The sequence below is a fragment of the Pseudomonas sp. NPDC098740 genome (genome assembly GCF_044760065.1).
Taxonomy (GTDB): Bacteria; Pseudomonadota; Gammaproteobacteria; order Pseudomonadales; family Pseudomonadaceae; genus Aquipseudomonas; species Aquipseudomonas rossensis.
Map to the genome: position 1 here is coordinate 1 of NZ_JBIWAM010000036.1, position 21191 is coordinate 21191.

Consider the following 21191-nt stretch of genomic DNA (forward strand, 5'->3'; position numbering starts at 1 on the left):
CCATGGAACAGACATAAGACCCGGCCCTCGATAGTGGGCTCGGCAATGATCACTCTCGGCGGTACCGGCTCGGATACTTCGCCGCCTTCCGCCTCCGAGGGTTTCTTTGAGGTTTTGGGTTTGGCCATGATGTTGGTAACGGCGCGATAGGTTTTGAGCTTTTCCGCATATAGGGTCCACTGCTGTCGTTCCCAGTCGCGCGCCGCCTTCAGTGCCAGATGATCCACCGCGCTTTTGCGATCACCCGAGGACGCCACTGTCAGTAGATAGAGGGACAACGGATAGGTTCGGCCATCGAGTTGGACATTGGCATGACCCTGGCTCACCAGAGCAGCGCTGGCCAGCACCGATTGTGCAGCCATGGCGCAGGGCACGCCGATCACCTCGGCCAGTCGTTCGACCGCAGGGCCCAACAGTTCCCCGAGTGCTTCGACCGGGTAGAGCAGTGGCGCCTGCTGGTAGTCCAGCAATGGTTGTGGTGGCTCGAACGCTTCGCACAGTTGCATCGCTATTCTCCTGAGATTATCGACTTCGTCCTCACTCATCCCGCCACGGTTGTTGAGTGTTATCAGGGATCAAGGCCCCTGCGACCTGTGAGGTTTGTCCACTCACGCGGGACTGACGGCTCCTTACGACCGGGAACTAGGGCATCTCATGATCTGGCCTCCTGAACACCGATAGCGGTGGGCGGGTAGAGGCTGCACTGGCTGACGAAACCAGTGCCGCGAGATCCTGAGTCAGGTGAAGGCAGTGAGGCGATGACCGGGGCATGCCTGACTGTCAGTCAGGTGCAGTCCATCCCCTGGACTGCGGCACCATCATCGGCATCGCTGTGGCGAGTGAGCATTCGGTGTTTGTCACGCCGATTGTCACGTGGGGGAAAGCCGCAAAGCCCCGTGCGAGCAGGGCTGCAGCAGTGTGAGATGCGCCCGTCTCTTTCGGGGGTAAAGAGACGGGCAACAGGTTGGCGCAAGAAATTGCCAAGCGGATAAGTTGCTGCAGAGCAGCCAGGAGGGGGCATGAGTTGCCGCGGTGGGCATTCTGGAAGATTGGGCATCCATCACATCGCCTGTGACCGTGCGAGCCGCCGGACGCTAATCGCACTTGAGGGGAGAACCACCACGATGTAGCGTAGCCTCAAAGGTTCTGGCTACCTGAGTGCTGTCGAGGACAGCGCTGGTACAGTTCTTGTTTAGCGCTCGTTCTGCTCGCGGTCAACCGTATTTTGGGGGCGACTGTTGCGCTAATCAGTAGCGCTGGAAGACCTTGGATGTCGGTGGTTTTCCATGGTCGGGTGGTCGTTCGTCGGTTTTAATGTGAGCCTGCATAACTGCATGGACTTGACCATTTGCATTGTCACTGACCAGTCAATTGCATTCGACTTGACCAGCAAACGCCGTAGTGACGACCGGCGGAGAACGGTCAGTTGCCGCCTTCAGCGAGGATGTTCGTTCCCTGTTGGTCAGCCTTGTAGACAAGGTTTGCCACGGCCGACATTCCTTGGCAATCTCTAGCTACAAGAAGAACACATTCAGCAGATTCGAGGGAAATTCGAAGCCGGCGATTTTTGTCTTGTGCCCTAGTTTAGCGTGCGAATAGTTTCTTAACCACACGCCACTCAAACACTAGCTAACTCAGAACATGTCGCGATAGTATTCCCCACCGGATTTTTTTGAGAGGCTTTCACCTTGTTCGCTTTGGCGCCATTTATTTTGCTCTTGGTCTCGCTTGTGATTTTTCATTGGCTTGGATATCGGACGCGCGGAGCTATCTCTAAAACGTTTTGGAAGGCAGGAGATTACATTTGGTTATCGATGGCGTGTTTCGCGCTTATCGTCGGTAGCTACGAGTTGCGAAAGGCTGTTTCAGAAAGTGTCATTGCTGAAGTGAAGGCAAATCAAATCAAATACTTTGTCTTGGGATCAGATTACAATAGTCTCGCAGCATTTGCATTTATCGAAAAGTCCAATGGCTTGCCTAAATCATCAGGCGGGAAGCTTTCTAGCGATTCGTTTGATATTGAAAGTAAATTTAAAGAGCTTGATGCCAGTATTGCAGTCGACTCCCGCCGACTTGAACAAGCAAGTAGTAGTATTGGTAAAAATAACTTTGAAAAAATAATTGTCTATTGGTATCCGTTTTTTTTAGCGCTGGCCTTATCCATCAGAGTAACTATGGCAAGTGCTGAGGTCTTCAACTGGTATAAGAAAGAAAAACCTCCAGCAACTAACGATGCAGCTCAGAAATTTGATGCAGATCAGTCTGTGAAAGAGACTACAGCTAAATTGCCATCGACATAGAAAAAAGGCGAAAACGAAACTCTCCCAGAGTGTTCATGCTATCGACCCTGAATGAGCTCCGTAGGGGGAAAGGCCGGGGTTAAATTTTAAACAGAGGGCAAGGGGGAAACCTCGTCCTCTCCTTCAGCCCAAGTGCGGAGACGTGGGGCGATCTCTATTTAAGCATAGATAGTACGCGCCGAGAGATGGCAAAATGGATGTGGGGTTGCCTAATAAGCCCTTAGGAAATGCCAAGTCATTGTGCTATTAACCCAATGCAGGGGGGGCAGGTAATGTATAGAAATGCAATTGTTACATTTTTGGATGTATTGGGGTTTCGTAGCCTAATAAAGGATGAAAGTGCAGAAGCCATCAACTCTATTCTGGAGAAAATGAGCAAATACGCCGCACCTACAGCTGACCCCGATGACGATCCTTACCACCCAGTCACTACGACATTTTCTGACTGTGTAATGCGTATAAGTTTTACAGACTCCAAAGCAAACTCTGATTATCAAATAGGCCTGCTGTTTTATGAGCTACTTGCGCTGGTGCATGCACAGAGTGAATTGATAGATAACGATGTTATTGTGCGCGGGGGTGTTGCTTTTGGCGATATCTTCCATGAAGATCAGCGCGTTTTCGGGCCAGCAATGGTCGACGCTTACGAACTAGAATCAAAAGAAGCTATATTCCCTAGAATTGTTATCAGCCCTAAATGGATGGAGGTACTGAAATCTGATCGCTTAATGCGCTCAAAAAGTAATACCCTGAATGAAGAGTTAAAGCACATTCATAAATTGATTAGGCAGGACGATGACGGCCTATACTTTATCGACTATATTCGAGCTATTCAAAGTGAGCTTGATGATCCGGAGGCTGGATATATTCTGTTCCTAGAAAGACACGGTTCGTTGATTAAGCGAAATCTAGATAAGTATGCAGATCAAGAGAGAGTGCTGGATAAGTATAAGTGGCTTTCGCATTATCATGATGAGCTAATTAATGAGCTTGACGAAGGATTTCTGAAACATTACGGGCTTTCAAAGGTATCCTTGCTTACAGGGGTTGTTGTAGATAAGGTTTAGTATTGAACTTTGTTTTCTGAAATACACTGTTCGTCAGGACTGTCAGTCCCGCCGCAGGCCACCCGCCTGCGGCTGGCTAACTCGCTCCAATCGCTATGAGTTCTTGCTAAGTTTTACTGCCCTAATCAGACTTACCCAATTTTGTAATTTGACGAGGGTGATGTAGGCTCAACTTGGTAGTCAGCAATATCACATAAGGAGGCTTATGTCCTATAGCACCTTGACTGGGGGAACTAACTGTAGCTCCTAAGCAACGGCAGCCTTCGTCCGCTTCTGGCCCAGAGTGTGTAAAAACTCCAAAACCAGCTCGGATGATTAAAAATTGCCCCCAATTGCGCATTGCCGCATCTGTCCGGCGTCAGTAGGATTCGGTAATCACTGACATAAATGGATGTGTATATGGGAAAGCATGCCGAGAATGGAAATTGAGCGCGTTGCGTATCAAGAGTTTTTAACTCTTTGGGAACGCGGAGCGTTCGATAATCAGCGCTTAGGCCAAGCGTTCTATAACCATTTTCGGCTTCATCGTCTGAGCGACCAAACGCGCCTGTTCGGTCTCTATGAAACTGACGGAGACAAGGCCATGACCGCGATCTCCCGCCTGTTCCAAATCTGATAACTCCGACCCCGCGTTTCGCGAGAGCAGGGTCAGCCTTGGGTCAATAGTCGCCTCTCATAAGAGACTGCGTTGGCTCAGAGTGTGTAAACGCTTTTGCGAACCCTTGCTATGATTTCTGAGGATTTCATCGCAGGGATCGCCCATGAAGCGCTTTATCCAAGGTGAACATCGAGGCCAAGGCACCTTACTTCCCGAGAGCCTCGACGACTACGTCAGCGATACCAATCCGGTGCGCGTAGTCGACGTCTTTGTCGACGAACTCGACCTGGTCAAACTGGGTTTTGAAGGTGCCATTCCAGCCGATACTGGCCGGCCTGCTTACCATCCCGCGATCCTCCTGAAGATCTACATCTACGGCTATCTGAACCGCATTCAGTCGAGCCGGCGCCTGGAGCGAGAAGCCCAGCGTAACGTCGAACTGATGTGGCTGACCGGCCGCTTGATGCCCGATTTCAAGACCATTGCCAACTTCCGAAAAGACAACAGCAAGGCCATCCGAGGCGTCTGCCGCCAATTCGTGGTGCTGTGCCAGCAGTTGGGATTATTCGGAGAAAATCTGGTCGCCATCGACGGAAGTAAATTCAAAGCCGTCAACAACCGTGACCGCAGTTTCACCAGCGCCAAACTGAAGCGGCGAATGGAAGAAATTGAATCGAGTATTAATCGATATCTGACTGCGCTCGACGAAGCCGACCAGCAAGAACCCACAGCTTCCGAGCCCAGTGCCGTGCGGCTGGAAGAGAAAATCGCCAGGCTCAAAACTCAAATGAAGGAGCTTCAAGCGATCGAAATCAAACTCAATGAATCGCCGGATAAACAGGTCTCACTGACCGATCCAGACGCCCGTTCCATGATGACTCGCGGCACGGGAATCGTCGGTTACAACGTGCAGACAGCGGTCGATACCCAGCACCATTTGATCGTTGCACATGAGGTGACCAACGTCGGTTCCGACCGCGATCAACTCAGTTCGATGGCCAAGCAGGCCGGCGAGGCGATGGCGTCAAAAACGCTGTCGGTAGTGGCTGACCGAGGTTACTTCAAAAGCGAAGAAATCCTCGCTTGTCACGATGCCGGCATCACCGCCTATGTGCCCAAGCCGATGACCTCTGGAGCCAAAGCGGACGGGCGTTTCAATAACGATGCTTTCATCTATGACACCGCGAAAAACGAATACATTTGTCCGGCTGGAGAGACGTTGATCTGGCGCTTTTCCAGCGTTGAAAAAGGCCTGATGTTACACCGATATTGGAGTTCCAATTGCCAGGGATGCGAGCTGAAATCGAAGTGCACACCGAGCAAGCAACGGCGAGTTCGGCGATGGGAGCATGAAGCCGTATTGGAGGAAATGAAGAACAGGCTGAGTAACGCCCCGGAGATGATGCGCATCCGAAAACGGACAGTTGAGCATCCCTTCGGGACGCTCAAGCAATGGATGGGCGCGACACACTTCCTAACCCGAAAGCTCAATGGGGTTAGCGCCGAGATGAGCTTGAACGTGCTCGCCTACAACCTGAAACGGGTCATGAAAATCATCGGTACCAGTAGCTTGATGAAAGCGTTAACGGCGTAAAAAACCGGTCTTTTTTACCCCACTCAAAGGGCTTTAAGAGGCAACTGAGCCGTTTTAACTGTTCCTGAAAACGTTGTGACTTTGATCAGTTTGCGAAACGTGAGCACGGTCTCCTAGCGTCAGTATAGAAAACCCAATCTGACGTTTTTACACACTCTGGGCCGATTGCAGTCTGTTGCGAAGGGCTGCACACCCCAAAGCAGACGGTCGCGTAGGACTGCTTTCGGCTAAGAGACTTGCCCGAAACTTCAGTGGGGCGGGCAATTAGGGGATGGGCGGAGTAATCGGCAGTTCTAGGAAGCAAGCCGCGCTGGAGCAGCGATAAACACGCCCCTGCGCAGTAGTATCTCAAGCCGGGGAGGGCGCAGTCAGCAGATACCCGTCCAACTCTTCGATCACGCTCATCGACAGCGTCATCTGCGCATCGATACGCGTATCCAGCGCCCCGATCATCTGCTTGTCCCGCTCAGCACGCACCGCACCAAACAGATCGATCTTGTCGAGCAGGTAGCAGACAAAAGTCATGCTCAGCGCGGTCACCGCCCCCACTAGCACAGCCGTCAGCACACCAGCAAACGGTGCAAACAGCGGGACCCCGAGAATAAGCTTCTCGGCAGCCTCTTCCAGGGCCACGCCACCAACCACGACACCGCCTGCAGCAAGCAACTTCAAGGCTTCATGTGCCGCCTGGGCGAAGGTCATGTCCTTCGGCGGGAACAAGAAAGTCTTCAGTGCTTTGAGCAGCGAGAAGATCCCTTCGCGGATCATCCGTACGGCACGTTTGCCGGTGGTAACGAACAGGTTGATCATCACGGTCACGGCATTGGACACGAAGCCCGAAATGAAGCCGCCGCTGAAACTGTGCAGCATCTGTTCCCATCGGCCCGCTACTTTGACGCCTACGCGATTCAGGCGCTCGCCCAGTTCGGCAAGGATGGTGTCGCTCTGGCGGCCGTTGCGGTACAGGTCCTTGATCTCGTCCAAGGAGCTGCTGAACAGTTCGACCATCAGCATGCCGAAGGCCTGCTGCGTGCCCATCTTCAAGCCTTCGGTCATGCCGGTCTGGGCGGCGTGGGCGGTGTAATATGCCGCCTTTTCCGAAGTGCTAGGGGCGTGGAGGTCGGCAGTTTCTTGTCCACGCTTCACTGCTTTTTCAACGAGCTTTCGATCAACCTTGTAGTATTCCTCGTTGGTCTCCTGCCTACCACTAGACTTTTTCTTCAGCCACTCTAACTTTTCATCGTCACTCATGGACTGATTGATGTGGCGCTGAGTGGAGACCAGGTTCTCGGTATCAGTCCCAAAATCGGCGCGCTGGGTTTTAGACTGCATGAAGCCACCATTCTGGTGATAATTCTTCAGCGGTATGATGTGGTCGGGGCTTGTCTGATCTCCTTTGACCTTTTCACCGGTGTAGCCATCACGGAGCATTTGTTCTTCGTCCAGTTGGCCGCTGGTAAAAGTCGCTCCTACCGATTTTTTCTTGGCTCCAGCGAATCTCTTACCTTGGCTGTTTAAACCCCTGTCATAGTCATCGCGGTAGTATTTTTCTTCGTCAGGATTGGCATAGATGTCCTGCTGAGCATTGTGAACGGTCGTCACATTACCCCCTTGCTTGTCGTACACCGCAAGGAATTTACCCAATCCCAGTGGACCGGCAATGGCGCCGATAATGTCGCGCTGTGCCTTGGCCAACAGGTCATTCATTCGAGCCTGGTCGAACTCCTGCTCGAGCTCTCTCAGCAGTTCGCGAGCATCGTTGGGGGCGGCCTGTAGCGTAAGGCTCAACGAGGCGTGGTAGTCCAGGCTGGCGAGACGTGCGCTGTCGGCCTGCTTGGCCAGCAGTGCCGCTACATCTTCAGGTGCGGCAGCGGCGTAAAGCAGCGGGCGGTTGGCTAGTTGCTCGCGCAGGGCCTGTTGTTTTCTGAACTGTTCGAGCTTGCTCATCGGGCGCTTTCCTTACGCGGTTTTTAGGCTGTTCCAGGCTTGCATGAAGGCCGCTTCCTGCGGGTGTACGGTATCGTCCGAGAGCACTACCAAGTTGATGATTTCGTCGAAGATGGACAGGCTCATGCCCGATTTTTTCGCCAGCTCGAAGGCTTCCTTCACCGTTGGCGGTTGCTGGTAGATCGACTCGATTTTGGCTTTGACCGCCTCTGGGATGGCGCCAGCGGCGAGGCCATTGATGAAAAGCTCGATGTTTGCCCGTTCGGATGGTGTGATATCGCCGTCGCATTGGGCGGTCGCGACTGCCACGGCGTTCAGGGCGATGATTGCATTGAAGTGTTCGCCGGCTGCCTTGAGGCTTTCCATGGCTTTTTCGAGGTGGTCTTTCAGCACCGAGATCTCAGCCAGTTGCTCGGCTTTGGCTTTCTTGACGCCAGCATCGAACCCGGCCTTGCGTGATTCCTCGTCTCCGTCCAGGTTCGCTGCCACCACGGCACCGGCAACGCCAGCGCCCACGGCAGCAGCGATGGTGCCGGCCCCGGCCAGTGAGCCAAGCAGGCTAGCGCCACCGACCAGCGATCCGCCGCCGGTAAAGGGTGCTGCCGCGATGGCCCCCACGCCGATCGCGGCACCGCCGAGCACTTTCAGGTAGTCTATTTCCTTATCACCGGAGACCACGTCGCCCACGTAATCGCGAGTGGCGTCGTAGCTGTTGGATACGGTTTCGCGAGTCGCGTCGTAGGCGTCGGACACGACGTCACCCACTGTTTCTGCCGCGTCGGACAGCGTTTCGACAGTGGAGCTATAGACATTGGAGGCAGTTTCGGACACTGCGTCGGCCACATTGCCGACCGTTTCGCGGGTGGCGTCATACGCATCGGAGACGGTATCGCCCACTTTGTCAGCCACGTCGCTGACGGTTTCCTTGGCCGAGTCGTAAGCTCGGGATAGGGCGTCGCCGATGGACGAGAAAATAAAGGTGCAGCCCAATGTGTCGCGGGCCATCGATTCGCCCTCGTGGCTAACCAGGTTGGCACCGAAGCCTTGAGCCGATTGCAGGAAGATACGTCGATACATGAGCAGGCCATCCATGGTGGACAAAAGTGCCTGCGATTCTCCATAGCGCACGCATGGTGTCAATATGCCTGTAGTGGCATTTTCGAATATCCTCTGTTCATGCGATACGAAGGCCGCCCGTCATTTGCCTGGCATCTACTCATAAAGCCAAGGCTTCAACGCCTCCAAGTTCTTCACCACAATCTGCTGTGCCGACGCCTTGGGCTCAAGCTTCTTTGGATCGATCTGGTACCGCTGCAACACATAACCCACCAGCGCACACCGCGTCGGTATCATCAGCTCACCGTGCTCCATCCCAAAGTCGACCTCAATGATCGCCTTTTGCTCGAGTTTCAAACGCGAGTCCGGCTCGATGATCACATCGACAAGGGTGTTCCATACCTCATCCTCGCTGATCAGGTTCTCGCTCATCCGCTCGAACTCTGGCTCCCCCCGGAACCTGCTCAACACAAAATCCCGATACTTCCGATTCTTCTCGCAATAAGCCCGCACATGCCAGCGCATGCCCGTGTAGACCAGGGTATGCGGTGATATCAGCCGCGTCTCCGGCACGGGGTTGGACAGCGACACATACTCGATGGCGATCACCTCGCCATTGCGGCAAGCCTTGAGCAGTGGCCGCAGTACTTGCGGACGAATCGTGCGATCCGGCACCTCCAGTACCTTGGTATGCGCATAAGCCAGTGCCAATCCCTCCACATGCGGCGCCCGCGAGTGGGTCTGGTTCAGCAGCTGCAGATAGGCATTGGCACTGTCATCGATGAACAGCGGCTTGAAGTGCTTGCTCGGTACATAACCCTTCAGTTGCTTGTCATATGTAAGGTTTTTAGGCGCATGTTCGGTGATGTAGGTATTGATGTCCTTGGACGCCTGCTGGCGGCTGATGCCGAAGCTCTGCATCAGGTGGCCCGTGGTAAGGCGGCCTTCCCACCAGGCCACGGTTTCGATCAAACGATAGCGAAGTGCCAGGTCCCAGCGGACTTGGTTGATCTCTTGTGTGCGTTTCATGGCCCGACCATGTGCGTGATTTGTTTACCTGTACAAGTCTACAATCTATACGTGTAATAAATCACTACATATTCTTTGGCTGTCTTCGGAACAAGCGACTTAGCGAAAGGATTGAACATGACTACGATGGATGTGATTTCGGCAGCGGCCCTGGTGATGATGGTGGTGATTGCTGTGCTGCTGCTGGCCCATTATCTGAGGTTGCAAAAGGTGTGGGACACGATTGTCAATTGCCGTACGACTTTGCGCTGGGCGCGCATTCATGAGTCAGAGAACAAGGAGCTTCGTTCGGCACTAGGTGCTGAGAGGGCGCATGTGGATCAGTTGCAGAGGAAGGTAACGTTGCTGGAGGAGCTGTTGCCCGAAGGCAAATGAATACTGTCCGTAGTCTATCGCACGGTCGAGACAGTTGGAGCATGTTGTGATGCCTTGGGACTGATGCGGAGCCTGTGCTGAGCGAATACTTGCACGGTCGTGGTTTGCAAAAACATGTAGATATGAATTGAAGGAGATAGCCACAATCGATAAGGACCTTCAGGTGAGCGTCCGCTTTGGGTTGCAGTCCTTCAGTGCTTGGCTGACGCAATCGCGCTGAGTGGCGCCCCCTGGCACCCATCAACTGCAAACGGCTGGTCAGCGCGAATGCAAATGACTGGTCAAGTTGGATGCAAACGACTGGTCAGTGGAAATGCAATTAGGCGTTCAAGTGAGATGCCATAACGCATAGCCCATGCGAGTGGGAATGCGGAGCCTTCCCGCCCGCATGGACTTAGTCAAAAGGCTCCAAGAGCAAGGCTTGCAACGGCGACAGTCGCCACTTCTGTCGCCATGCTGCAGACTAGGTATTACGCGGGTTGTCGCCGCTGTCGCCGCTGTCGCCAAATCAACCATCACTCCATCTGAGGAGTCATTTTCGGTTACCGGCGGCGTCCGGTGAGCGCTCACCGTATCGGCACGACGTTGTGGTCCCTGGTTTGATTGATCGCAGATGCCGACAGGTTGCCAGTGGCCGCTTTCTGGATGTGCTCACTCCACCAAGCCATCATCGGACGCCGGCGTTCGATGTAGTCAGCTCGGTTGTACGCGCTTCGGACTTCGTCCTTGTCGACATGCGCCAGCGCGACTTCGATCAGCTCCGGATCCCACCCATGCTCGTTCAGGATGGTGCTGGCCATCGAGCGCATGCCGTGGCTGACCAAGCGGTCCTGGAAGCCCATGCGCTTCAACGCCATGTTGGCGGTCTGGCTGTTGGCGTGGGTGCGCGGATTTCTATCTGCCGGGAACACGTATTCCCTGTGGCCGCTGTGGGGCTTGAGCGCCTCCAGTAACGCGAGTGCCTGTTCGGTCAGCGGGATGGTATGCGGGCGACGCTTTTTCATGCGCTCCGGCGGGATGGTCCAGATGCGTTTGTCAAAGTCGATGTCTACCCATCGGGCGGTAGCCGCTTCGGCAGGACGAGTCATAGTGTGCAGTTGCCATTCGATCAGGCAGCGGGTGATCCGCTTGATGCTGGCGTTCGCGATTTCGATCATGAGCTCGGAAAGCTCATCGGGTCGTAGCGCGGCCATGTTCTGTTTCTTGGGTTTCTTGAATACCGCCCGAATGCCACTGAGGGGGTTAGCGAAAATCAACCCAGAGTTCACCCCGTAGGTCATGATCTCGTTGAGCCGTTGGCTCAATCGCTTCACTGTCTCGAGGCTGCCTTTGGCTTCGATGGGGCGAAGGAGCTTGATGACCATCGGGGCGCTGATCTGCGAGAGAGGCGTTGTTTTCAAGTCGGGAAAAACATGCAGCGTTAGCGAGCGCCAAATGTCTTCGGCATATGCCGGCGTCACGGAGTCCTTCTTTAGCTCGAACCAGGCGGTGGCCACCTTCTCGAAGGTGTGCTCGGTCTCAGCGAGTTTGGCTTGCCTTACCTCATCGCGTTGAGCTTTGGGATCAATGCCCAGAGCGAGCAACTCACGCGCTTCTGCGGCTTTCTTCCGGGCGTTGGCTAACGAGAGGTCGGGGTATGGACCGAGTGCCATATTGATACGGCTTCTGGTCAACGGTTCGCGGTAATTGAAATTCCACATCATCGAGCCGCTGGCGCGTACTCGAAGCTGTAGGCCGTCGCCGTCGCTAAGGACGAAGTCTTTACCAGTTGCCTTGACCGCCTTGAGCTGGCGATCGGAGAGACGGGTTGCTTGAGTAGGCATGGGAGCTACCTCGGGCACCGTTTTGGTATCCTAAAAATAGCACCGGGTAGCCCGGGATACCACCTGGGATACCAAACTGTCTGGAACTCCAAAAACCTCGTTGGCCCCCAGAAGAGCTGGAAACCCTTGATTTCACTGGATTTCAGGCACAAAAAAAGACGTCCGTGGACGTCTTTAGATGTTGAAGTGGTGGAGCCGGGGGGATTTGAACCCCCGTCCGCCAGTACTCCGCTGTCGGTACTACATGCGTAGCCGTGTCTATTAAGTTAACCCTCATCGACCCGACGGGCAGGTTGCTTTGGGCGAGTTGTGTAAGTTTTAGCCGCTTCGTCCACAACGTACTGCACGGCGATTCTGTTCTATATGACAATCACTTTGGGTTTACAGACATCCCCTGATGATTGCTGGACCCGAAGGTACCAGGAGGGAAGGGCTAAGGCTGCTTACGCAGCGAGAGCGTATTCCCCGTAGGTTTCGTCATTGGCAACTATAGAAAGTTGCAACAGTGGATTTACGAGTTCTGTTACCAACTCGGCATGCACCTAAAGTTTCGCAACCGGCGTCGAATCCTAAACGGCCCCGAGCCTGTTGCTCGGTGAATCAAGTGAGCAACAGACGTGCGCAGTGTACGTCAACGCGGCTCAGAAGGCCAACCCGAAGGTTGGCCGCGAGTGATCATGGGTCGTTGCTCAGTGTGTCAGCGCCAATGCCTGGATGGCCTCGGTGGCGCATTTCTTGTCGTCCCCGGAGGCTTTTGAAGCTTCGGCGCTGGCCAGCAGTCTTTTGATCTCCATTGTGGTGTTATCGGAGCTCGCCGGCAGTGCTGTCACTTTGGCTTTGAGCTCTTGAAGCTTGCTCGTACAAAGGTCGTTGTCCGCTGCAAATACGGGAGAGGCCAACATTGCAGCAGACATGAACAAACCAGCAAGTGCGGTACGTTTCATGGATATCTCCTTGAACTGATGGTCTCGGTGCTGCCGTATGAGCGGGCGGCTCGGCCGAGGTCGAAAAACAAGCCACGATTAATGAGGCCTACTTAAAAGACTACGACGCAGCGCAGGAATTCGGTTTTTTCAGAAAGGCTATGAAAAAATTGTTTGATAGAAGCAATGGCTTTAAACGCGGGCGCAATCGCTTCTTTTCGCTGGTGGCCTCTTCCACGTGAGCAACCCAGATGCAACAAAACCCGCAATTGGCGGGTTTTGGTTTGCTTCATATTGGGTGGCTCCGGGGGCCACCAGCCCAACCCGAAGGTTGGCCTTGTACTGGATTACTTCCCACCTTTATTCGCGTTCTTGATTTGCTGGATAGTTTGTTCGGTCTCGGCGATGCAGTCATCCGTCCCTTCCTTGGTGCCTTTTGCCTGATCGGCTTTGGCTTTCGTGACGCTTTCCATTACCTGATCAGTCATCTCAGGAGGAGTCTGTGTCTTGGCATTTTCGATGGTTTTCAAGTTGACCGCACAGAGGTCTTCGGCGGCAAACGAGGTGGACGCCATCAGCGAGACAGTAACGAACAGACCTAACAGTACAGAACGTTTCATGAGTATCTCCTTGAACTGAGGGTCCAGGCATCGCTGGCCGTCAGGACGGGCTGCCGAGTTTGGGTAAAGCCCGGTAATTTCCGGGCTTATTCTGTGGACTACGGCAGCGCATCAGGGTTCTATTTTTCGTACATAACCCTCGCCTGCGTTACCCGATCCACCAGATAGACTAGCCCGTGGTAGTCAATTCCGCCGTGTTGCGTCAGACCTATCTCACACGTTCGGCTGGTAGAAATCCCCTCGCTGCATTGCCGAACCGCGTTCTTGAGCGTTCTTAGCGAATGAGCGTTCAATTCCGGCGTAGTGAAACCCTTGTCCCCGGCAAATCCGCAACAGTGAATGCCTTCGGGGATGACCACCGTTTTGCTGCACTTGCGCGCCAGATCGATCAACGCCTGACTTTCCCCAAGGTGCTGGGTGCTACAGGTGACGTGCACTGCGATTGGCGCTTCCTGCGGCGTGAAATCCAGACGATCCATCAGATGCGTACGAATGAAACGCACCGGGTCGTACAGGTCCAGACGCACATCACCCAGGTCCTGGGCCAGTCGCAAGGTGCAGGGGCTGGTGTCGCAATAGATCGGGTCGAGCCCGCCGCGACTGGCGTGCAGCAAGGCGCCGATCAGTTCCTGGCGTTTGTGTTCGGCCTGTTCGGCGTAGCCCTTGGAGGCGAACGGTTGCCCGCAGCAGAGGTTGTCCAGGTTGTCCGGGAAGACCACTTGGTAACCGGCTTTTTCCAGCAGCCCACGGGTTTTGTCGTACAGCGACATTTGCTCTTTATCACCCGCCGCCGGGCCCATTGCCCGCGAGACGCAGGCCGCCAGGTACACCACTCGAGGGCGTTCGTCCGACACGGCCGGGCTGAAGCGAATGGCTTTTTCCGGTTGCGGCATGGCGTTGGTCCACTGCGGGACCTGGCCTTTGGATAGGCGCGTCAATGTCGCCGAAAGCTTTGCCAATCGTGGCGCCCCCAGCAGCATCCGTGCGCCGTTGGCCACGTGCAGGGTGAAACGTGCACCTTGCAGCGCGGTGGCGAAATTGCCTTCCAGCCAATTGGCAGTTTTTGTATGAGTTGCCTTCCGGCTGCGGAGCTTTTTCACCAGCTCGCCGGTGTTGATTCCTACAGGGCAACGCTGCGCGCAGAGGCCGGTGGCGGCGCAGGTGTCGATGCCTTGGTATTCGTAAGCGGCTTCGAGTTCGGTGGTGTCCACGCCAGCGCGTTTCTTCGCCTGAATGTCACGCCAGATCACGATGCGCTGGCGCGGGCTCAGGGTCAGGCCTTTCGACGGGCAGACCGGTTCGCAGAAGCCGCACTCGATGCACTTATCCACAATCTCATCGGCGGCCGGCAACGGCTTCAGGTGCTTGAGGTGGATCTGCGGATCCTCGCTGAGCACCACGTCCGGGTTGAGAATGCCATTAGGGTCGAGCAGACGTTTAAGCTGCCACATCAACTGGTAGGCATCGCTGCCCCATTCCAGTTCGACAAAGGGCGCCATGTTGCGCCCGGTGCCGTGTTCAGCTTTCAGCGAGCCGCCGAACTCCACCGCTACCAGTTGCGCCACGTCGTCCATGAACGCCTGATAGCGTGCGACTTCTTCCGGGTTGTTGAAGCCTTGGGTGAAGACGAAGTGCAGATTGCCTTCCAGCGCGTGTCCGAAAAGGATCGCTTCGTCGTAGTGATGTTTGTCGAACAGCTCGATCAAGCGGTTTACGCCGATGGCCAGTTGTTCAACCGGGAAGGTCACGTCTTCGATGATCACCGTGGTGCCGGTTTTGCGCACCGCGCCGACAGCGGGGAAGGTGTCTTTGCGGATTGCCCAGAGCCGGGCGTTTTCCACCGGGTCTTCGGTGAAGTCGACTTGTTTTTCCACCGGGAAAGAAGTCAACGACGCCGTGATGTGCGCCAGTTGTTCCTGCAGCAATGTGGACGATGCGGCGCGGGACTCGATCAGCAGCGCGCAGGCATTGTTCGACAGCTTTTGTACGAAAGCGGGCATGCCGGGTTTGTCCTGCACCGAACGCAGACTGCGTCGGTCCAGCAGTTCCACGGCCGACACCGGTTGGCTTTTCAGCACGGTGACGGCGTTGCAGCAGGTCTCCACGTCCGGAAACACGATCAGCGCCGAGGCCTTGTTCGGATGATCGATCACCGTGTCGTAAGTCACCGCGCTGATGAAGCCGAGGGTGCCTTCGGAGCCCACCAGCAAGTGGCTCAAGATATCCACAGGCTCGTCGAAATCCACCAGCGCATTAAGTGATAGCCCGGTGGTATTTTTCAGACGGTATTTGTGGCGAATTCTCGCCGCCAGTTCGGCATTGGCACGGGTTTCGCGGCCTAACGTTGCCAGGCGTTCAAGCAGCGAAGCGTGGCTCTCACGAAACGCCGCAACACTCGCCGCATTTTCGGTATCGAGACGGCTGCCGTCGGCCAGCACCAGACGAATGCCAGCCAACGTGTGATAGGTATTTTGCGCCGTGCCGCAGCACATGCCGCTGGCATTGTTGGCGACGATGCCACCGATTTTACAGGCATTGATCGAGGCCGGGTCCGGGCCTATCTTGCGCCCGAACGGCGCCAGCCACGCGTTGGCCTGCGCGCCAATCACGCCCGGTTGCAGACGGATTTGCGTGCCTTGGCCACGGATCTCGCGACCGTTCCAGTTATCCCCCAGGACGATCAACACCGAGTCACTGATGGCCTGGCCGGACAGGCTGGTGCCGGCGGCGCGGAAGGTCACCGGGACTAGATCCCGTTGCGCCAGTTTCAGCAGCGCGACTACTTCATCTTCCGACTCGACACGAATCACCAGTTTCGGAATTAGCCGGTAGAAACTGGCGTCGGTGCCGAAGGCCAAGGTCGACAGCGGGTCGTCGAAACGTCGCTCCTGGGGGATCAGTTGCTGCGCATCTCGCAGGAAAGCCTCGGGTAGATTCATTGGTCCTCCAGGATCATGACCACGAGGTCTTTCGGGCCGTGAGCGCCGTAAGCCAGGACCTGCTCGATGTCAGCAGTTTTTGAAGGGCCGGACACCAGCAACGCGTTGGTCGGCATGCCTTGGGCCCACTCGAATTCCTGCTGCACTTGATAGAAGTTGTCGCGGATTTCACTGGCCTTGAGCAGGGCGAAATGCACTGGCGGCACCAGGCTCATCAGGCGCGGTTCTTCCCGCATCGGCCAGAGAATCAGACTACCTGTGGCAGCGATTGCACCGAGGGTGCCGGTCAGGCTGGCCGGCGTGTCATTGAACAATTCGGTCTTCCATTCTTCAGCCGGACGTTCGTAGGATTTGAGCGTTGGCAGATCAGGATTTTTCGCCCAGTGCTGAGTGACGCGTTGCCCGTGAGGCGTAGTCGGTGCAATCAACAAACTCGGCAACTGACGGTCCCGCAACAACTGAGCAAGCAACGAAGGCCAACCTTCGCCGGACGTCAGATGGATTTCGGTGTGCACCGCTTCCATCAGTTTGCGCAGCTGCGGGATGCGTTGCTGGGCGGTGTACGTGTAGGGCGCTGTCACCAGTTCGACGTCAAATTCGTCAGGCACCGGCGTGGTACCCGTCAGACTTTTCCGTAACTTGGCGAGGATATTTTGCTTGGCGCTCATCAACGATCTCCCTGTTTGGCCAGATGCTCGCGGGCCATGTCATGCAGTGAGCGGGCAGCGGGTTTCGGTGCGCTGTGGTTTTGCGTCCAGGGGCCGACGTTGCTAGGCGCCAGCGTGCGCAAGCGAGTGGCAAAGAAGCCGAACAGTCGATAAAGCGTGGGTGAACTGTTGAGCTTCGCCCAGGCATTCCAGATAAACCGTTCTTTACGCGAGTACTTGCTGCCCTGGCCGCGCATCACTTGATGAGGGCTGTCCGGGGCTTTGACGTTCTCTTCCCGTAGGCGACGCAGCAGCGCCGGAATCGGAATTTTTACCGGACAGACTTCACCGCAGGCGCCACACAGCGACGAGGCACTCGGGTGGTCCGGGACTTTCGCCAGACCGACCATGTGCGGGGTGATGATTTTTCCGATAGGTCCAGGGTAAACCTCCCCATAGGCGTGGCCGCCGATTCGGGTGTAGACCGGGCAATGATTCATACAGGCGCCGCAGCGGATGCAGTTCAGGGTCTGGCGCAATTCGCTGTCGGCGAAGGCCTGGCTGCGACCGTTGTCGAGCAATACCAGGTGCACTTCCTGAGGGCCGTCGAGTTCATGTTCCTTGCGCGGGCTGGAGATCATGTTGACGTAGGTGGTGATCGGCTGGCCGAGGGCTGAACGGGTCAGCAGTGATAGCAGCGGCACCACATCGCGCAGGTTTTCCACGACTTTTTCGATGCCGGTGACGGCGATGTGCACCGGTGGCACCGTGGTGGTCATGCGCCCGTTGCCTTCGTTTTCCACCAGCAGCAAGGTGCCGGTTTCGGCCACGGCGAAGTTGACGCCGGAGACGCCGATGTCCGCTTCGAAGAATTTCTGTCGCAAGACTTTGCGACCGATCTGAATGAGTTGGTCAACGTCCTTGGTGTATTCCACGCCAAGTTTGTCGTGAAACAAGGACGCGACCTGACCGGCATTCTTGTGGATCGCCGGCATAATAATGTGTGAAGGCTTCTCGTGGTCGAGCTGGACGATGTACTCGCCCATGTCCGATTCCAGACATTCAATGCCCTGTTCAGCGAGGAAGTGATTCATTTCCATCTCTTCGCTGACCATCGATTTGCCCTTGATCACTTGCCGCCCCTCGTGAGCGCGGATGATCGAGAGGACGATGCCATTGGCCTCGTCCACCGTTTCCGCCCAGTGCACTGTCACACCGTTGCGGGTCAGGTTCTGTTCAAGCTGCTCGAGCAGGTCGGGCAACTTGGATAAAGCACGGGCACGGACAGCATTGCCCAGCGCTCGCAAATGTTCTCTTTCGTGGGCATCGCTGAAGGACGCTGCCCGTTTTGACATCAATGAATCCATCGCAGTGCGAAAGTTGTTTCGCAGCTGCTTGTCACCCAACGCCTTATGAGCCCGGGTGCGGAAATCTTCTTCTACGGCGACCGTAGGAATAATCGCGGAAGCGTTCATAGAACACCTCCCGTTCGCTGCCAAAGGAAGCTGGCCAGGTGTTGGCCGCGCAACGCTTCCTTCTGTTTCTCCAGCGAGCCGTTGATGTTCATCAGACAACCGCAGTCGGCACTCAGTACCTTGTGCGCGCCGGATTCCTTCAACGAGCGCGTCTTGTCAGCCACCATCGCGCCGGAAATGTCTGGCATACGGACGCTGAAAGTCCCACCGAAGCCACAGCATTCACTTTCATGGTTGTGGTCGACTCGCTCCACGTTACGGAGTTGCGCCAACAACTCGCGGCCATGCAAGTGGGTGTTCATCTCACGGCGTGCCGAGCACGACGTGTGCAACGCTACTTTGACTGGCTCGCCACTGTCCTTGAGCTGCACCTTGCAGACAAACAACAAAAACTCGGCCAGTTCATAAGTCCGGGCAGCCAGCGCCTGAACCTGTTTCAGCGTGTCCGGCTCGTCCTTGAACAAGTCGGCGTAGTGTTCGCGCAACATCCCGGCACACGATCCCGATGGCACCACCACCGGATAGTCCCCGGCAAACAGCGCCAGTTGCGAGCGTGCCACGCTCCTCGCCTGCTCGGTGTAACCCGAGGTGTAGGCCGGTTGCCCGCAGCAGCTTTGCCCCTGCGGATACTCGACACGAATGCCTTCGCGTTCCAGCAAGTGAATCGCGTCCATCCCGGCTTCAGGGTAGAACAAATCCACCACGCAGGTTCCGAACAGGTAGACCCGTGACGGTTTCTCGCTGGGGTATTGCCGAGGCTCGGGCAGTGGCGGGGCGACGCGGGTCGCATTCGGCACAGCGTTGTAAAAAAGCTCGCTCATCAGGCGTGTCTCTCGGCCGGTTATCCGTCCGCTGAGGCTGCTGAATATAGAGAGGCAAGCTTTCAGCAGCCTTACAGACCGGGTTGTGAATAGCTGACGCCGGAATCGTGGTCCGGCGTCGGTTTTTGCTTTTTATCGTTTAGTACTTAGTGCACCAGCATTCCGGTGAACCAGTAGGCCTGAGCCAGGGTGATCAAGCCGACGATTGTTGCAAAGAATAGGCTGTGCTTGAGGGTGAAACGGAACAGATCCGATTCCTTGCCCACCAGTCCGGTCGCGGCGCAGGCCACGGCGATCGATTGTGGCGAGATCATCTTGCCGGTCACTCCGCCGCTGGTGTTCGCCGCTACCAGCAACACGTCACTGACGCCGATCTGGTGTGCGGTGGTCGCTTGCAGCGAACTGAACAGTGCGTTGGACGAGGTATCGGAACCGGTCAGGAACACACCCAGCCAGCCGAGGAACGGCGAGAAGAACGGGAATGCTGCACCGGTGCCTGCCAGAACCAGCGCCATGGTCGAGGACATGCCCGAGTAGTTAGTGACGAAGGCAAAGGCGAGCACCATACCGATGGACAGAATCGGCCAGCGCAGCTCGTAGAAGGTCTCTTTCAAAGTGGTCAGACCAGTTTTGACATGGATCTTCAGTACCAGCATCGAGATCAGCGCAGAGAAGAAAATCGCCGTGCCGGTCGCGGAAATCGGGTCGAGTTTGAACACCGCCGGAATAGCGGTCGGGGCGGCCACGATCGGTGCGACCTTGATCACCATTTGGTCCAGGTGCGGGATCGCGAAGTTGAACACCCAGCTGTACATCGACCCGCCAGCGGCAAACATCGCCTTGAAGGGTTTCAAGGTCCAGATGGTCACCAGCACGGTGAGGATCAGGAACGGTGACCAGGCTTTGAGAATTTCACCGAAGCTGTAGGGCGAAGCCACGGTGCTGCGCGGCAGGCCGAAACCGCCAGCGCTGGCGCTCACCACGGAAGCCGAGACGGCACCGACGATGTGTTGGCCTGCGGCGCGTTTCGGTTGCCAGACTTTCAGGAACAGCGTCAGGGAAATCAGGCTGGCCAGGGCCGAGGTAATGTCCGGCAGTTCCGGGCCGATGAAGTTCGACGTGAAGTATTGGGTGATGGCAAAGCTCAAACCGGCTACCAGTGCTGCCGGCCAGGTTTCCCGCACGCCGCGCAGGCCATCCATCATGAACACCAGCCAGAACGGCACGAACAGCGACAGCAGCGGCAGTTGGCGACCCGTCATGGCGCCGATCTTGAACGCGTCGATACCGGTGACTTGCCCGGCAACGATGATCGGAATCCCCAGGGCGCCGAAGGCAACCGGTGCGGTGTTGGCGATCAAGCACAGGCCCGCGGCGTACAACGGGTTGAAGCCCAGTCCTACCAACAGTGCGGCGGTAATCGCGACCGGCGCACCGAAACCGGCGGCACCTTCCAGGAAGGCGCCGAAGCAGAAGCCGATCAGCAGCACTTGCAGGCGCTGGTCGTCGGTGATCGACAGCACCGAGCTGCGGATCACTTCGAACTGTCCACTCTTGACCGTCAGTTTGTAGAGGAATACCGCCGCCACGATGATCCAGGCAATCGGCCACAGACCGTAGGCGAAACCATAGCCGGCGGCGGCGAAGGCCATGTCGACGGGCATCTGGAAGGCGAAGATCGCCACGGCAATGGACAAGGCCAGCGTGATGCTGCCGGCCACGTGTCCTTTGAGTCGGAACACGGCCAATGCCAGGAAGAAAAACACGATGGGGATAACGGCCGCGAGCGCGGACACGCCGAGACTACCGAGCGGAGAATAGAGCTGTTGCCAGGTTTGCATATGGGGTGGCCCCTAATTGTTGTTGGTCAGGCACTGGTCAGCGTTCTTGGATAATTGGTAATACCAATTTACAATCGCTGTTGGCTAGGGTAAAAGCCTTGTAGGCGGCGTGTCAATTTGCCGCCCTAAAACTTTT

18 protein-coding genes and 1 other RNA gene are annotated in these 21191 nt (G+C 55.9%); 5 read left to right on the top strand and 14 right to left on the bottom strand.

Features of this window, described 5'->3' with window-relative positions; all coding sequences use genetic code 11:
• Nucleotides 1–506: DUF3987 domain-containing protein (locus tag ACIQU2_RS27155; RefSeq protein ID WP_403145353.1), on the bottom strand; the 506-nt coding region annotated here is incomplete at its 3' end.
• A gap of 1182 nt (nucleotides 507–1688) precedes the next feature.
• On the opposite strand from ACIQU2_RS27155, the gene ACIQU2_RS27160 reads away from it, so the two are divergent.
• The 4 genes from ACIQU2_RS27160 (at nucleotide 1689) to ACIQU2_RS27175 (ending at nucleotide 5559) form a co-directional block, all read left to right on the top strand.
• The gene (locus ACIQU2_RS27160) at nucleotides 1689–2300 is read left to right on the top strand and encodes a hypothetical protein (RefSeq protein WP_403145355.1); all 612 of its coding nucleotides are present in this window, start codon (nucleotides 1689–1691) and stop codon (nucleotides 2298–2300) included.
• A 272-nt stretch (nucleotides 2301–2572) separates the two neighbouring features.
• On the top strand, nucleotides 2573–3367 hold the full coding sequence (locus ACIQU2_RS27165; protein WP_403145358.1) for a hypothetical protein: 795 nt from the start codon (nucleotides 2573–2575) through the stop codon (nucleotides 3365–3367).
• 418 nt (nucleotides 3368–3785) lie between these two features.
• Entirely contained in the window at nucleotides 3786–3983 is a 198-nt protein-coding gene (locus ACIQU2_RS27170) for a hypothetical protein (RefSeq protein ID WP_403145361.1), read from the top strand.
• A gap of 145 nt (nucleotides 3984–4128) precedes the next feature.
• On the top strand, nucleotides 4129–5559 hold the full coding sequence (locus tag ACIQU2_RS27175; protein WP_403145363.1) for an IS1182 family transposase: 1431 nt from the start codon (nucleotides 4129–4131) through the stop codon (nucleotides 5557–5559).
• A gap of 348 nt (nucleotides 5560–5907) precedes the next feature.
• On the opposite strand, the gene ACIQU2_RS27180 is transcribed toward ACIQU2_RS27175, so the two are convergent.
• The 3 genes from ACIQU2_RS27180 to ACIQU2_RS27190 all read right to left on the bottom strand — a co-directional run bounded on the left by ACIQU2_RS27180 (nucleotide 5908) and on the right by ACIQU2_RS27190 (nucleotide 9591).
• Entirely contained in the window at nucleotides 5908–7506 is a 1599-nt protein-coding gene (locus tag ACIQU2_RS27180; protein ID WP_403145364.1) for a hypothetical protein, read from the bottom strand.
• A gap of 12 nt (nucleotides 7507–7518) precedes the next feature.
• Complete coding sequence (locus ACIQU2_RS27185) at nucleotides 7519–8583, bottom strand: hypothetical protein (protein ID WP_403145366.1); 1065 nt, start codon at nucleotides 8581–8583, stop codon at nucleotides 7519–7521.
• 135 nt (nucleotides 8584–8718) lie between these two features.
• Entirely contained in the window at nucleotides 8719–9591 is an 873-nt protein-coding gene (locus ACIQU2_RS27190; protein WP_403145368.1) for a helix-turn-helix transcriptional regulator, read from the bottom strand.
• Nucleotides 9592–9708: 117 nt separating this feature from the next.
• Here ACIQU2_RS27190 and ACIQU2_RS27195 point away from each other — a divergent pair, with 117 nt between their 5' ends.
• Nucleotides 9709–9966, top strand: a complete 258-nt coding sequence (locus ACIQU2_RS27195; protein ID WP_403145370.1) for a hypothetical protein — start codon at nucleotides 9709–9711, stop codon at nucleotides 9964–9966.
• 566 nt (nucleotides 9967–10532) lie between these two features.
• Here ACIQU2_RS27195 and ACIQU2_RS27200 read toward each other — a convergent pair.
• The 10 genes from ACIQU2_RS27200 to ACIQU2_RS27245 all read right to left on the bottom strand — a co-directional run bounded on the left by ACIQU2_RS27200 (nucleotide 10533) and on the right by ACIQU2_RS27245 (nucleotide 21055).
• The gene (locus ACIQU2_RS27200; protein WP_403145371.1) at nucleotides 10533–11789 is read right to left on the bottom strand and encodes an integrase domain-containing protein; all 1257 of its coding nucleotides are present in this window, start codon (nucleotides 11787–11789) and stop codon (nucleotides 10533–10535) included.
• A gap of 187 nt (nucleotides 11790–11976) precedes the next feature.
• Nucleotides 11977–12370: a transfer-messenger RNA gene (ssrA, locus tag ACIQU2_RS27205) on the bottom strand.
• A gap of 108 nt (nucleotides 12371–12478) precedes the next feature.
• Nucleotides 12479–12733 (bottom strand): hypothetical protein, encoded by a 255-nt coding sequence (locus ACIQU2_RS27210; protein ID WP_403145374.1) that lies wholly within the window; start codon nucleotides 12731–12733, stop codon nucleotides 12479–12481.
• 92 nt (nucleotides 12734–12825) lie between these two features.
• Entirely contained in the window at nucleotides 12826–13005 is a 180-nt protein-coding gene (locus ACIQU2_RS27215; RefSeq protein WP_347802345.1) for a hypothetical protein, read from the bottom strand.
• A 54-nt stretch (nucleotides 13006–13059) separates the two neighbouring features.
• Nucleotides 13060–13332: a hypothetical protein gene (locus ACIQU2_RS27220; protein WP_347802344.1), complete on the bottom strand. Its 273-nt coding sequence runs from the start codon at nucleotides 13330–13332 to the stop codon at nucleotides 13060–13062.
• Nucleotides 13333–13451: 119 nt separating this feature from the next.
• On the bottom strand, nucleotides 13452–16271 hold the full coding sequence (locus ACIQU2_RS27225) for an FAD-binding and (Fe-S)-binding domain-containing protein (RefSeq protein ID WP_403145377.1): 2820 nt from the start codon (nucleotides 16269–16271) through the stop codon (nucleotides 13452–13454).
• The gene (locus tag ACIQU2_RS27230) at nucleotides 16268–16939 is read right to left on the bottom strand and encodes a lactate utilization protein C (protein WP_403145380.1); all 672 of its coding nucleotides are present in this window, start codon (nucleotides 16937–16939) and stop codon (nucleotides 16268–16270) included. Before ACIQU2_RS27230 ends, ACIQU2_RS27225 begins: the two co-directional genes overlap by 4 nt.
• A complete protein-coding gene (locus ACIQU2_RS27235) occupies nucleotides 16939–18393 on the bottom strand; it encodes a LutB/LldF family L-lactate oxidation iron-sulfur protein (protein ID WP_347802341.1) in 1455 nt (484 codons plus the stop codon). The genes ACIQU2_RS27230 and ACIQU2_RS27235 overlap by 1 nt, the downstream gene beginning before the upstream one ends.
• Nucleotides 18390–19214 carry a (Fe-S)-binding protein gene (locus ACIQU2_RS27240; protein ID WP_347802340.1) on the bottom strand — a complete coding sequence of 275 codons (825 nt, stop codon included), beginning with the start codon at nucleotides 19212–19214 and terminating at the stop codon, nucleotides 18390–18392. Before ACIQU2_RS27240 ends, ACIQU2_RS27235 begins: the two co-directional genes overlap by 4 nt.
• A gap of 146 nt (nucleotides 19215–19360) precedes the next feature.
• Entirely contained in the window at nucleotides 19361–21055 is a 1695-nt protein-coding gene (locus ACIQU2_RS27245) for a lactate permease LctP family transporter (protein WP_403145383.1), read from the bottom strand.
• Nucleotides 21056–21191 lie beyond the last annotated feature (136 nt).